Here is a 13,529-nt window from a genome sequence, read left to right on the forward strand (position 1 = left end):
CACGTACGCCCAGTACGCGAACGCCCCGGCAGCACGCCCAGGCACGGCACCAGACGCCGCGGGCTCGGCCGACAAGATCCGAAAGAGACGACCTAGAGGGCGGTGAGGATCCTCGGGCCGGCGGCGGTGATCGCGACCGTGTGCTCGGAGTGTGCGGCGCGGCTGCCGTCGACGGTCCGCAGGGTCCAGCCGTCGGGGTCGCAGGCGTAGTCGTCCGTGCCGCCCGCGATGAGCATCGGCTCGATCGCGATCACCATGCCGGCGCGCAGCTTCGTACCCTGCCCGGCCGGGCCCTCGTTGGGCACGCCCGGCTCCTCGTGCATGGAGCGTCCGACGCCGTGGCCGCCGAAGCCGTCGGGGATTCCGTACCCGGCGGCGCGGCAGACGGTGCCGATGGCGTGGGCGATGTCGCCGACGCGGTTGCCGGGCCGGGCGGCGGCGATGCCCGCCGCGAGGGCGGCCTCGGAGGTCGCGATGAGCCGCAGGTCGGCGGGGCGGGCGGCGCCCACGGTGAAGCTGACGGCCGCGTCGCCGACCCAGCCGTCCAGTTTCGCGCCGCAGTCGATGCTGACCAGGTCGCCGTCGCGCAGCCGGTAGTCGTCGGGGATGCCGTGCACGATCGCGTCGTTCACGGAGGCGCAGATGACGGCGGGGAAGGGCACCGGGGCGAACCGCGGCCGGTAGCCGAGGAAGGGCGAGCTCGCCCCGGCCTCGCGGAGCACCTCGCGCGCCACCAGGTCCAGCTCCAGCAGGGAGACCCCCACGGCGGCCCGGTCCCGGGCGGCGGCGAGGGCGTGTGCGACGACGCGGCCGGCGGCGCGCATCTGGTCGATCGATCGGTCTGTCTTGAGTTCCACCATGCCAATAACTATACCGGTATAACTGTAACGGGATACTTATTGGGTTCCGGGGTAGGATGAAGGCATGGTCCGTACCCCCCTCACCCCCGAAGAGCGCGAGCGCGGCGAGCGGCTCGGCGCCCTGTTGCGCACGGCCCGCGGTGGCCGCAGCATGGTCGAGGTCGCGGCCAGTGCCGGGCTCTCCGCCGAAACCCTCCGCAAGATCGAGACCGGCCGGGCCCCGACCCCGGCCTTCTTCACCGTCGCCGCCCTCGCCGGGGCCCTGGGGCTCTCCCTGGACGACGTGCTGCGGAGCTGCGCCCTCGTGCCCGTGTGAGGTCCGGGGGAGCGGGCGGGTCGCGGCCGTTCGGCCCGCGGGCCCGCCCTTCGGTGTGCCGTTAGGACGGGGCCGCAGGCCGAACGGCCCAATCGGCGGTGGGAGCGCCGGGGCGTGGGGCAAGTCTGAAGGCGTGTCAGACATGAACGCATCCACATCCAAGCGACTCGGCCTCGGACTCGTGGGCGCCCTCCTCGCGGGCGGCCTGCTCCTCGCGGCATGCGCCGCCCCCGAGGGCCGGGCCCAAGCCCAGGACCCGAGCGAGGTGGTCTTCCGCCACCCGGGCGTCGTCGTCGGCCACACCCGGCTCCAGCACGCGAAGCGGATGGTCGCGGCCGGCAAGGAGCCCTGGAACTCGGCGTACCGGGCCCTCCTGAAGAGCCGCTACGCCTCCCTCGACTACCAGGCGCACCCGGCCGACGTCGTGCCCTGCCCCTTCAACTCGGGGCCGCAGTCCTGCCTGGACGAACGGCAGGACGCGATCGCCGCCTACACCCACGCCCTGCTCTGGTCGGTGAACGGCAAGGCCTCCCACGCCCGCAAGGCCGTGCAGATCATGGACGGCTGGTCGGCCGTGATGAAGCGCCACGCCGAGGACAACGCAGGCCTCCAGGCCGCCTGGTCCGGCTCCACCTGGGCGCGCGCCGCCGAGATCGTCCACGCCGACTACCCGGGCTGGGGGAACGAACGGGTCGCCCGCTTCAAGGAGATGCTGCGCACCGCCTACCTCCCCGCCGTCCGCGCGCAGGTGCTGGCGTACAACGGCAACTGGGAGCTGGCCATGACCGACGCCGCCCTGGGCATCTCCGTCTTCCTGGAGGACCGGGCCGTCTTCCGGGAGTCGCTGGAGCGGTTCCGCGAGCGCGTCCCGGCGTACTTCTACCTCAAGCGGGACGGCGCGCACCCGCTGGCCCCGCCGCGCACCGCCATCGACTCGCCGGACAAGGTCGCGGCGTACTGGTTCGGCCAGGGGGCGTACGTGGACGGCGTCGCCCAGGAGACCTGCCGCAACCTCATGCACGTCGGCTACGCCCTCGCGGCCTCCGCGCACATCGCGGAGACGGCCTGGCACCAGGGCATCGACCTGTACGGGGAACAGGGCGAGCGGCTCCGGGCGGCACTGGAGTTCCACGCGAAGTACCAGCTCGGCGAAGAGGCCCCCGCATGGCTGTGCGGCGGCAAACTGGAGCGCACGATGGGCCCCGACCTGGAAGTGGCGCTCCAGCACTATGCGGGTCGGACGGGCGCGAAACTCCCGTACACCCGCGAGCTGGTCGAGAAGACCCGGCCGGCCGGGACGGACGACCTGTTCGTGGCGTGGGAGACCCTCACCCACGGGGAGGCGGCGCCGGCCGCCTGAGGCGGGGTTGCCTGGGTTGGGGTCGCCTGAGTGGGGCCGCCTGGGTGGGGCCGCGGTTCTTCGTCAGGCGTCCACGGGATGCCAGGCCGGGCCCTCGCCGGTCCGGCGGACGTGTCCGAACGGCACGTCGGCGAAGTGGACGCCGAAGCCGATGGTGTCCGGCTCGGCCAGCTCGGCGACCAGCCGGTGGCGGTGGACGGCGGTCCGGGCGAGGTCGTGGTCGAAGGCCGAGGACCAGTCGGGGTGGTCGATCTGCACCGGCGAATGGGCGGCGTCGCCGAAGGCGATCAGACGCCGGCCGCCCCCGGTGATGACGTACTCGGCGTGCCCCACGGTGTGGCCGGGGGTGATCCGCACCCGGACCCCGGGGAAAACCTCCTGCCCGTCGTCGAGCGTGCGCACGCGCGGTGCGAGGGCGGATACCCACTCGGCCGTGCCCTCCGCCGCGAGGAGGCCGGGCCGGTCCCACTCGGGCGCGGCGATCAGGTACTCGGCGCGGGTGAAGAGGGGCCGGTCCTCGCCGGGCACGGGGTGGACGGCCCAGCCGACGTGGTCGGAGTGGAGGTGGGTGAGGGCCACCGCCTCGATGTCCCCGGGGTCCAGGCCGAGTTCGGCCAGGCTGTCCGGGAGCGCGCCCCCGTGGATCTCGGCGATGGGGCCGTCGGGGGAGGTGAGCGTCTGCGGGCCGACGCCCGCGTCGATCAGCAGCGCGCGGCCGCCGTGCTCCACCAGCAGGGCGCCGACGCTCGCCACGAGGCGGCCCGCGGGGTCCAGGTACTCGGGGCGGGCGGCCCACACCTCGTCGGTGGTGTCCGGGAGCAGTGCCAGTGGCCGGAGCCGTGCGTCGCCGTCCGGTACGTACGAGACCTTCGTGTCGCCCAGCCACAGCGAGCGGATTCCCGAGGGCCGGTTGAGTCGTCCTTCGTGCGTCGCCGTCGTCAAGTCGGACATGGGAGCTCCCTTGTGAGTGATCGTCAGATGACCGCGGCGGGTCTGTCGGGGTGGTGAGGCCAACCATAAGCATCAAGCTTGAATCATTCAAGCTGTAAATGTTCTTGCTTGACGGACTTGGTAAACTGGGGCCATGACGACACCCCCCGAACACCAGGTCCTCGCCGAGCGGCAGCTGTGCGGGCTGGTGGACGGGCTGGCCCACCGCATCGCCGAGCACGTGCGCGAGCGCGCCGCCACCCTGGGCCTCACCGCGGCCCAGGCGACCGCGCTGCGGGAGATGAGCGGTCCGATCACCATGCGGGAACTCGCCGAGCGCATGAGCTGCGAGCCCTCCAACGCCACCTTCGTCGTCGACAAACTGGAGAAGCAGCTCCTCATCGAACGGCACCCGCACCCCACCGACCGCCGCGCCAAGCAGCTCGTCCTCACGCCCGAGGGCGCCGCCCTGCGCGTGCGGCTCCTCGAACTCCTCTCCGTGGACTCGCCGGTGTCCGGGCTCGCCCCCGAGGAGCAGAGCGTGCTGCGAGGGCTCCTGGAGCGGGTCGTCACCCCCCGTTGACCGGGCCGCGTAGGGTCGGGCGCATGACGATCGAGGAGCTGGGCAGAGCGAGGTACGTCAGTCTCACCACCTTCCGCAAGGACGGCACGCCGGTGGCCACGCCCGTGTGGGCGGTGGCGGACGACGACGAGCTGTACGTGTGGACGCGCGACGACGCCTGGAAGGTCAAGCGGATCCGCAACAACGGCCGGGTCACGGTCGTGGCCTGCGACGTACGCGGGCAGGTCGCCGAAGGCGCCGCCGTGGCCGAGGGCGAGGCGCGGCTGCTGGACGGGGCGGGGCTGAAGCGGGTGCGCAAGCTCATGCTGCGCAAGTACACGTGGCAGTTCTGGATGCTCGACGTGCCGGCCGCCATCGTCCGGCGCGGACGGCCCCACACCGCGATCGCGGTCAGGCTTGCCCCGCCCGCCGTCAAGCTTTGAGACTCCTGTAGCCCGCCCGTAACACCAGTGGGATCCAATGCGGGGATGGAGACCGCGACTTCGCAGGTGATCGGCCAACTCTCCGGATACATGCGGGGATTGACGCAGCGACTGGATCCGGGGGCGGGCTGGTACGGGGAGTTCCTGCGGCGGGACCCGGAAGGGATGCGGGCCTGTCTGGACGGGGCGGCGATGCCTCCGTGGGACGTACTGGAGTCACTGCTCGGCGACTTGACCGCCTCGACGGGCACGATGGCGATCGCCCGGGAGACGCAGTACGCGGCCGGTCTGCGGGCCGCCGCGGTCGAGGTCTGGGACCGGCTGCCGGGCGGGGTGGAAGAACTGCGCACCCTGCTCGTGTCGGCCGCGGAGCAGCAGGCCCGGGCCCGGTCGGCCCTGCGCGTACTGTCGGCGCGGCTCGCGGAGTCGGCGGACCCGGCGCAGGCACAGGCTCTCTCCCGGGAACTCTCCTGGACCCGCGACGACGCCGCCCGCGCGGCGGCCCGCCACGAGGACCTGACGACCCGCCTGGAGACGGTGGCCCCGGAGGACGGCCTCCCCGGATCCCCACCACCGGGCACGCCGGAGCCCCTGCACGCGGTACCCGCCCAGCGCACCGCGACCTCGCCCGGCGCGGACCCCGCCCCGGCCTGGCCGGGCCCCCGGGAAGGGACGCAGCAGGGACCCCGGGCCACGGGGTGGGCGACGGAGCCTGCGGGTGCGGGGTCGGGCGGGCCGTGGGACGTGGCGCCGGAGGCGGGATCGGGCGGGCTGTGGGATGCGGCGTCGGGCGGGGCGTGGGACGTGGCGTCGGGTGCGGGATCGGGGCGGGCGTCCGGTAAGGGTTGGGATACGGCTTCGGGTGTGGGCCGGGACGCGGCGTCGGGCGCGGCGTCGGACCTGACGTCGGGCGTGATGTCCGACGCGGGATCGGGTGCGGCCTCCGCCCCGGTGCCCGAAGGGGCGGAGGAGCCGGTCCGGCGCGCCGAGGGGCGGTGGCTGCGCGGTGGGCGGCGCAGCGGCGGGGCCCGGTACGCGGGTGCGGCGGAGCCCGAAGCCCTGGCCGTCGTCGTGCCGCCGGGACACCCCTCGTCCGCAACACCCCTGCGCGGCGCCCGCTTCGGGCGGCCCGCCCGCGAGGCGGCCGAGCCCGCCCCGGCGGGGGATCCGGGCCCGGAGCAGGCCGCTTCGGCAGCCGGCGCCGGGCAGGTGGCCCCGACGCGGGGAGCCCGCCACGACGACCACACCGGCCGGGCCCGGGGACCCCTGCACGAGCCCGCCTGGAGCCCGGCCGCAGGCACCGCCGGCCGACCGGCTGGCGACCCCGGCCCTACGGGCCAGGGCGGACGCCCGCCCGGTACCCCGGCCTGGAGCGCGGGACTCACCCCCGCGCCGGGCACGGCCCCCGCCCCCGACCCGGCGCTCCGGCCGCACCCGCAGGGAGGGCCCACCCCATGGCCGGACCAGACACGCGCAGGCGGCCCGCCCGCCGCCTCCGCCCAGCGAACCGGCTCCGCCTCCGGCGGCGGCCCCCACGGTGCGGCCCCGCAGTGGTCCGATGCGGCCTCCGGCGGCGGCCCCCATGGTGCGGCCCCGCAGTGGTCTGACTCAGCCTCCGGTGGCGGCCCCCGAGGTGCGGCCCCGCAGTGGTCTGACGAGGCCTCCGAGGGTGGCCCCCGGGGCGCCGGCACTCCGCGGTCTGCCGGGACCTCCGGTGGCGGCCCCCACGGTGCGGCCCCGCAGTGGTCCGACGCAGCCTCCGGTGGCCCCCGCGGCGGCGGTGCCGAGTGGTCCGACGCAGCCTCCGGCGGCCCCCGCCGCAGCGGTGCCGAGTGGTCCGGTGCGGCCTCCCTCGATGGCAGTCGCGGCGGTGCGCAGTGGGGCGAGGCCAGTGGGGGTGGCGGTCCGCAGGGGTTCGTCGGGTTTGTGGAGGGGCTTGTGGCCTTGCGCGGGCAGGGGCGGAGTGGGGAGGCGCACGTGCTGCTCTGCGAGGCGGCCGCCGGGCCCGCCGAGCGGCTGGTGCGGCTGGGGGAGGAGCTGGGGCGGGCCGGGCTGGCCGCGGACTGGGCCACCCTGCTCTGGGAGGCGGCCTCGCTGCCGCCCGCCCGGTTCGCCGCGGCCGCCGCCGCGCTCGGACCGGCCGACCGCGACGCCCTGCTGCGCCAGGGCGCCGCCCGCCCGGCCGCCGAGATCGCCGAGGCGGCCCTGGTGCTCGCGGCGGCCGGCCATGCGGAGGAGGCCGACGCCCTGCTCGCCGCGTTCGTCCGGGTCCGCACCGCCGAGGAGTCGGCCCGGCTCGCCCGCCGGGACCCCCGGTGGTTCGCGCCCCGGCTGCTCCGGGCCGCCGAAGCCCTCTCGGGGGCTCATCACCGCGACCTGTTGCACGCGCTTCGAGTCGCGAATCTGCCCGTCGCCTGACCGGAAACGATCACGTGGCGACGTAACTCCTGCGTTTGGTGATCCACTACTCCAACCGCGCAACGCGGTCTTGCCCCGGGCGTGGCCGAGGCCTACCTTCAACTCCCTACGCGCAGCCGTCGTACACCCTCTACGTGCGTAGAAGCCGGCGTACCCCGTCGCGAGGAGCAGCTCATGGCCCAAGTCGTCCGCGCCGCACTCGTCCAGGCCACCTGGACCGGAGACACCGAGTCGATGATCGCCAAACACGAGGAGCACGCCCGCCGGGCCGCCGCCCAGGGTGCGCAGATCATCGGCTTCCAGGAAGTCTTCAACGCCCCCTACTTCTGCCAGGTCCAGGAACCCGAGCACTACCGCTGGGCCGAGGCCGTCCCCGGCGGCCCCACCGTCCAGCGGATGCAGGCCCTCGCCCGCGAGACCGGCATGGTGATCGTCGTACCGGTCTTCGAGCTGGAGTCCGAGGGCTTCTACTACAACACCGCCGCGGTCATCGACGCCGACGGCAGCTACCTCGGCAAGTACCGCAAGCACCACATCCCCCAGGTCAGGGGCTTCTGGGAGAAGTACTACTTCCGCCCGGGCAACCTCGGCTTCCCGGTCTTCGACACCGCCGTCGGCCGGATCGGCGTCTACATCTGCTACGACCGCCACTTCCCGGAAGGCTGGCGCGAACTCGGCCTGAACGGCGCCCAGTTGGTCTACAACCCCTCGGCCACCTCGCGCGGCCTGTCCGGGTACCTGTGGCAGCTGGAGCAGCCCGCCTCCGCCGTCGCCAACGAGTACTTCGTCGCCGCGATCAACCGCGTCGGCCAGGAGGAGTACGGCGACAACGACTTCTACGGCACCAGCTACTTCGTCGACCCGCGCGGCCGGTTCGTCGGGGAGGTCGCCAGTGACAAGGAGGAGGAACTCCTCGTCCGCGACCTGGACTTCGACCTCATCAAGGAGGTCCGCGACCAGTGGGCCTTCTACCGCGACCGCCGCCCCGACGCCTACGGAGGACTCGTACAGCCGTGACCAACCCGATCCCCCTGCACAGCCGGCACCGCTCCGTCCTGCCCGACTGGCTCGCGCTCTACTACGACCGCCCCCTCGAACTCACCCACGGGGAGGGCCGCCACGTCTGGGACGCGGACGGCAACCGCTACCTGGACTTCTTCGGCGGCATCCTCACCACGATGACCGCCCACGCCCTGCCCGAGGTCACCAAGGCCGTCGCCGAACAGGCCGGGCGGATCATCCACTCCTCCACCCTGTACCTCAACCGCCCGATGATCGAACTGGCCGAGCGGGTCGCGGCGTTGTCCGGCATCCCCGACGCCCGGGTCTTCTTCACCACCTCCGGCACCGAGGCCAACGACACCGCCCTGCTGCTCGCGACGACGTACCGCCGCTCCAACCAGATCCTGGCGATGCGCAACAGCTACCACGGCCGGTCCTTCTCCACCGTCTCGATCACCGGCAACCGCGGCTGGTCCCCGACCAGCCTCTCGCCGCTCCAGACGTACTACGTCCACGGAGCGGTCCGCACCCGCGGCCCCTTCGCCCACCTCGACGACACCGCCTTCACCGCCGCGGCCGTCGCCGACCTGGAGGACGTGCTCGGCCAGGCGCGCGGCGGGGTCGCCGCGCTCATCGCCGAACCGGTGCAGGGCGTCGGCGGGTTCACCTCGCCGCCCGACGGGCTCTACGGATCCTTCCGCGAGGTCCTCGACCGGCACGGCATCCTCTGGATCAGCGACGAGGTGCAGACCGGCTGGGGCCGTACCGGCGAGCACTTCTGGGGCTGGCAGGCCCACGCCCAGAACGGCCCGCCGGACATCGTCACCTTTGCCAAGGGCATCGGCAACGGCATGTCCATCGGCGGGGTCGTGGCCCGCGCCGAGGTGATGAACTGCCTCGACTCCAACTCCATCTCCACCTTCGGAGGTTCACCCGTCACCATGGCGGCGGGCGTGGCCAACCTCGGCTACCTCCTCGAACACGACCTCCAGGGCAACGCCCGCCGCGTCGGCGGCCTGCTGCTGGAGCGGCTGCGGGCCATCGCCGCGACCGTGCCCGCCGTACGGGAGGTACGCGGCCGGGGCCTGATGGCCGGGCTCGAACTGACGAAACCCGGCACCGACCAGGCCGACCCGGACGCGGCCGCCGCCGTACTGGAGGCCGCCCGCGCCGGCGGCCTGCTGCTCGGCAAGGGCGGCGGCTACAACACCAGCGTGCTGCGCATCGCGCCGCCGCTCTCCCTCACCGTCGCCGAGGCGGAAGAGGGCGCAGAAATCCTCGCCGAAGCCCTCAGAAGTCTCAACTAGCACCGGGGGAGACGTACATGAGCAGCATCCGCACCCTCATCCGAGGCGGGCTCGTCATCACCGCGTCCGACGAGCTCCACGCCGACGTGCTGATCGAGGACGGCCGGGTCGCCGCCCTCGCGGCACACGGCACGGCGGCCGCCGGCACGTGGACGGCCGACCGGACGATCGACGCGAGCGGGAAGTACGTCATCCCCGGCGGGGTCGACGCCCACACCCACATGGAGCTGCCCTTCGGCGGCACCGCCGCCTCCGACACCTTCGAGACCGGCACCCGGGCCGCCGCCTGGGGCGGCACCACCACCATCGTGGACTTCGCGGTCCAGACCCCGGGCCACGCCCTGCGCGAGGGCCTCGACACCTGGTACGCCAAGGCCGACGGCCAGTGCGCCGTCGACTACGCCTTCCACATGATCCTCTCGGACGTCAACGAGCGGACCCTGAAGGAGATGGACCACCTGGTGGGGGAGGGGGTCACCTCCTTCAAGCTGTTCATGGCGTATCCCGGGGTCTTCTACAGCGACGACGGGCAGATCCTGCGCGCGATGCAGCGGGCCTCGGGCAACGGCGGGCTGATCATGATGCACGCCGAGAACGGCATCGCGATCGACGTGCTCGTCGAACAGGCCCTGGCCCGCGGGGAGACGGACCCGCGCCACCACGGCGAGGTCCGCAAGGTCCTCCTCGAAGCCGAGGCCACCCACCGCGCCATCCAGCTCGCCCGGGTGGCGGGCTCCCCGCTGTACGTCGTGCACGTCTCGGCGGAGGAAGCGGTCGCGGAACTGGCGGCGGCCCGCGACAAAGGCCTGCCCGTCTTCGGCGAGACCTGTCCGCAGTACTTGTTCCTCTCCACCGACAACCTCGAAGAGCCCGACTTCCAGGGCGCCAAGTACGTCTGCTCCACCCCGCTGCGCCCCCGCGAGCACCAGGCGGCGCTGTGGCGGGGGCTGCGGACCAATGACCTCCAGGTGGTCTCCACCGACCACTGTCCGTTCTGCTTCCGGGGTCAGAAGGAGCTGGGCCGGGGCGACTTCTCCAAGATCCCCAATGGCCTGCCGGGTGTGGAGAACCGCATGGACCTCCTCCACCAGGCCGTCCTGGACGGGCACATCAGCCGCCGCCGCTGGATCGAGATCGCCTGCGCGACCCCGGCCCGGATGTTCGGCCTCTACCCGCAGAAGGGCACCATCGCGCCGGGTTCCGACGCCGACATCGTCCTCTACGATCCGCACGCCGAGCAGGTCATCTCCGCCGAGACGCACCACATGAACGTGGACTACTCGGCGTACGAGGGCAAGCGGATCACCGGACGCGTCGACACGGTCCTGTCACGGGGCGAACTCGTCATCGATCGGCGGGAGTTCACCGGCCGGGCCGGCCACGGAGCCTTCATCCCCCGCTCCACCTGTCAGTACCTGTAAGCCGCAAGCCCGCACGCAGCAGCAAGGAGCCATGCATGGACTTCGGCCTCGTCCTGCAAACCGACCCGCCGGCCTCCCAGGTCGTCAGCCTCATGAAGCGCGCCGAGCGCAACGGCTTCCGCTACGGCTGGACCTTCGACTCCGCCGTGCTGTGGCAGGAGCCGTTCGTCATCTACAGCCAGATCCTGGCCAACACGCAGAAGCTGCACGTCGGGCCGATGGTCACCAACCCCGGAACGCGGACGTGGGAGGTAACCGCCTCCACCTTCGCGACGCTCAACGACATGTACGGGAACCGGACGGTGTGCGGGATCGGGCGCGGGGACTCGGCGATGCGGGTTGCGGGCCGGGCCCCCAACACCCTCGCCCGGCTCGGTGACGCCATCGAGGTGATCCGCGACCTGGCGGAGGGCCGGGAAGCGCTCGTGGACGGCAATCCGATCCGGATCCCGTGGATCAAGGAAGGAAGACTGCCCGTCTGGATGGCCGCGTACGGGCCCAAGGCCCTCGCCCTGGCCGGGCAGAAGGCGGACGGCTTCATCCTCCAGCTAGCCGACCCCTACCTCACCGAGTGGATGATCAAAGCCGTCCGGCAGGCCGCGGTGGAGGCCGGCCGCGACCCGGACGCGATCACCATCTGCGTGGCCGCCCCGGCGTACGTGAGCGAGGATCTCGCCCACGCGCGCGACCAGTGCCGGTGGTTCGGCGGCATGGTCGGCAACCACGTCGCCGACCTGGTCTCCCGTTACGGCGAGCACTCCTCGATGGTCCCGGAGGAGCTCACCGAGTACGTCAAATCCCGGCAGGGCTACGACTACAGCCACCACGGCCGCACCGGTAACCCGTCCGCCGACTTCGTCCCCGACGAGATCGTCGACCGCTTCTGCCTGCTGGGCCCGGCCGAGGCCCACATCGAGAAGCTGCGGGCCCTGCGGGATCTGGGAGTCGACCAGTTCGCCGTCTACGACATGCACGACGCCCGGGAAGCGACCATCGACGCGTACGGCTCCGACATCATCCCGACGTTCCGCTGACTTTCCCGAGCGGCTCGGAACACTGGGCTCCCGCCCCGCTCCGTTCGAGCCGGGCTGCTCGCCCAGGTCGCCGCCCGGCAGGCAGGCTGCCGAGCTGACCGAAGCCCCCGGATCGCAGCGGCGGGCGGACCGGGTCGGTGACGGTGGGCGTGTCCTCCCGACGGGGCGGCGTTCGGCACGGTAGATCAGGCAAGACCCTCGCCGAGCCCGACACCGCCCCGGAGGTTCCATGCCGAAAAGCGGCGCGCCCCGTATCGACGTCCCGAGTGAGGCCCCGGCGCGGGCGTCGCTCGTGTTGGCGTCCCTGATCACCGTTGCCGCAGTGGCCAACCTGAACCTGTCGGTGGCCAACGTGGCGCTGCCCGCGATCGGGAAGGCGTTCGATTCCTCCCAGACCTCTCTGAACCTGGTCGCCGTGGGGTACTCCCTCGGCCTCGCCGCATCGGTCCTCTACCTGGGTGCGGTCGGCGACCGTCACGGACGCAAGCTGCTGCTGCTCCTCGGCACCGTTCTGTCCGTCCCCGCCTGTCTGCTCGCCGCGTCGGCGCCGAACGACACGGTCCTGGTGCTGGCCCGGATCCTCGGCGGGCTCTCGGCCGGCATGGCCTACCCGACCACCCTGGCGCTGATCACAGCCCTGTGGGCGGGGCCCGGGCGGACGAAGCCGATCGCACTGTGGTCAGCCCTGGGCGGCGGCATCTCCATGCTCGGGCCGGTGATCGCGGGCGCGCTGCTCGAACGCTTCTACTGGGGATCGGTGTTCCTGATCACCCTGCCCCTCGCCGTGGTCGCGCTGGTCATGGCCCTGCTGTTCGTCCCCGCACACGCCAACGAGTCGGCCGAACCAGTGGACAACCTCGGCGGCATCCTGTCCGTCCTCCTGATCGCGGGACTGGTACTGGCGATCAATTTCGCCGCCGTCCCCCACCAGGGAGCACTGGTCGTCGGCCTCGTCGTGATCGCCCTGGCCGCCGGAGCAGCGTTCTTCCGGCGTCAGCGCCGGGCCCCCAACCCGTTGTACGACCTCCACATCGCCGGACGGCGCACGTTCTGGGTCGCGGCATGCGCGGGAATCATCGTCTACGGCGCCATGATGGGATCGGCGTTCATCAGCCAGCAGTACCTGCAGAACGTGCTGGGGTACAAACCCGTCGAAGCCGGCGCCGCCATCCTCCCCCTCGTCGTGATGATGGTGCTCGTGGCACCACGGTCCGCGAAGCTGGTCGAGACGCGTGGCGCCCGCACGACCCTGCTGATCGGCTACGCGTTCCTCTTCCTCGCCTTCGCCTGGATGCTGCTGTTCTGGGGCGAGCACAGCCGCTACTGGCACATCGGCCTCGCCTACGTGCTCACCGGTATCGGCGCCGGCCTCGCCGGGACGCCCGCATCCCACGCCCTGACCGGATCGGTGCCCGTGCGGCGGGCCGGCATGGCCTCCGGCACCGCCGACCTGCAACGGGACCTCGGCGGGGCCGTCATGCAGTCCGTCATGGGGCTGCTCCTCACCGCCGGCTACGCCTCGGCCTTCGGCGCGGCGATCGCCGCCTCCCGCGAGAGCAAGGACGTGTCGGACCAGGTCCAGAGCGAGCTGACGAAGTCGTTCGCCTCCGCCGGGCAGGTCGCCCGGCAGCACCCCCAGTACGCCGACCAGATCGTCGCGGCAGCACGCCAGTCCTTCCTCCACGGCGACGACTGGGCGTACACCATCGCCCTGGGCGCGATCGGCCTGGGCGCGATCCTGATCTTCTTCGTGTACCCGCACCGGGACGCCGAGCGGGAGCTCCTGGAGCGCTACTACGCCGAGGACTCGGCCTCCGCCGCCACCGGGAGGCCGCGCCCCAGTTGAGCCGTTCGGTTCGGGAGAGCACCCCATTGG

At 72.6% G+C, this 13,529-nt stretch carries 12 protein-coding genes; 10 read left to right on the forward strand and 2 right to left on the reverse strand.

Annotated elements, in window-relative coordinates; all coding sequences use genetic code 11:
* Positions 1-92: 92 nt before the first annotated feature.
* Entirely contained in the window at positions 93-860 is a 768-nt protein-coding gene (gene map, locus ACFWNV_RS17435; protein WP_383947186.1) for a type I methionyl aminopeptidase, read from the reverse strand.
* Positions 861-924: 64 nt separating this feature from the next.
* On the opposite strand from map, the gene ACFWNV_RS17440 reads away from it, so the two are divergent.
* Together ACFWNV_RS17440 and ACFWNV_RS17445 are read left to right on the forward strand one after the other, a co-directional pair.
* The gene (locus tag ACFWNV_RS17440) at positions 925-1,176 is read left to right on the forward strand and encodes a helix-turn-helix domain-containing protein (RefSeq protein WP_383947188.1); all 252 of its coding nucleotides are present in this window, start codon (positions 925-927) and stop codon (positions 1,174-1,176) included.
* Between the two features lie 142 nt (positions 1,177-1,318).
* Positions 1,319-2,536, forward strand: coding sequence for an alginate lyase family protein (locus ACFWNV_RS17445; protein ID WP_383947191.1), 1,218 nt, complete (start codon positions 1,319-1,321; stop codon positions 2,534-2,536).
* 63 nt (positions 2,537-2,599) lie between these two features.
* Here the strand turns inward: ACFWNV_RS17445 and ACFWNV_RS17450 are convergent, their stop codons facing one another.
* Complete coding sequence (locus ACFWNV_RS17450) at positions 2,600-3,487, reverse strand: MBL fold metallo-hydrolase (protein ID WP_383947193.1); 888 nt, start codon at positions 3,485-3,487, stop codon at positions 2,600-2,602.
* Positions 3,488-3,620: 133 nt separating this feature from the next.
* Here ACFWNV_RS17450 and ACFWNV_RS17455 point away from each other — a divergent pair, with 133 nt between their 5' ends.
* The 8 genes from ACFWNV_RS17455 to ACFWNV_RS17490 all read left to right on the forward strand — a co-directional run bounded on the left by ACFWNV_RS17455 (position 3,621) and on the right by ACFWNV_RS17490 (position 13,499).
* Positions 3,621-4,049 carry a MarR family winged helix-turn-helix transcriptional regulator gene (locus ACFWNV_RS17455; protein ID WP_383947196.1) on the forward strand — a complete coding sequence of 143 codons (429 nt, stop codon included), beginning with the start codon at positions 3,621-3,623 and terminating at the stop codon, positions 4,047-4,049.
* Positions 4,050-4,072: 23 nt separating this feature from the next.
* Positions 4,073-4,471: a PPOX class F420-dependent oxidoreductase gene (locus ACFWNV_RS17460; RefSeq protein WP_383947199.1), complete on the forward strand. Its 399-nt coding sequence runs from the start codon at positions 4,073-4,075 to the stop codon at positions 4,469-4,471.
* 99 nt (positions 4,472-4,570) lie between these two features.
* Positions 4,571-6,889, forward strand: coding sequence for a hypothetical protein (locus ACFWNV_RS17465; protein ID WP_383947201.1), 2,319 nt, complete (start codon positions 4,571-4,573; stop codon positions 6,887-6,889).
* Between the two features lie 174 nt (positions 6,890-7,063).
* A complete protein-coding gene (locus tag ACFWNV_RS17470) occupies positions 7,064-7,906 on the forward strand; it encodes a nitrilase-related carbon-nitrogen hydrolase (protein WP_383947204.1) in 843 nt (280 codons plus the stop codon).
* Complete coding sequence (locus tag ACFWNV_RS17475; protein ID WP_383947207.1) at positions 7,903-9,198, forward strand: aspartate aminotransferase family protein; 1,296 nt, start codon at positions 7,903-7,905, stop codon at positions 9,196-9,198. Before ACFWNV_RS17470 ends, ACFWNV_RS17475 begins: the two co-directional genes overlap by 4 nt.
* 17 nt (positions 9,199-9,215) lie before the next feature.
* Positions 9,216-10,619 carry a dihydropyrimidinase gene (gene hydA, locus ACFWNV_RS17480; RefSeq protein ID WP_383947210.1) on the forward strand — a complete coding sequence of 468 codons (1,404 nt, stop codon included), beginning with the start codon at positions 9,216-9,218 and terminating at the stop codon, positions 10,617-10,619.
* A 35-nt stretch (positions 10,620-10,654) separates the two neighbouring features.
* Positions 10,655-11,653 carry a TIGR03842 family LLM class F420-dependent oxidoreductase gene (locus ACFWNV_RS17485; protein ID WP_383947213.1) on the forward strand — a complete coding sequence of 333 codons (999 nt, stop codon included), beginning with the start codon at positions 10,655-10,657 and terminating at the stop codon, positions 11,651-11,653.
* Between the two features lie 322 nt (positions 11,654-11,975).
* Positions 11,976-13,499 carry an MFS transporter gene (locus ACFWNV_RS17490; protein ID WP_383947215.1) on the forward strand — a complete coding sequence of 508 codons (1,524 nt, stop codon included), beginning with the start codon at positions 11,976-11,978 and terminating at the stop codon, positions 13,497-13,499.
* Positions 13,500-13,529: the final 30 nt, after the last annotated feature.

Source organism: Streptomyces sp. NPDC058401, assembly GCF_042722885.1.
Taxonomy (GTDB): Bacteria; Actinomycetota; Actinomycetes; order Streptomycetales; family Streptomycetaceae; genus Streptomyces.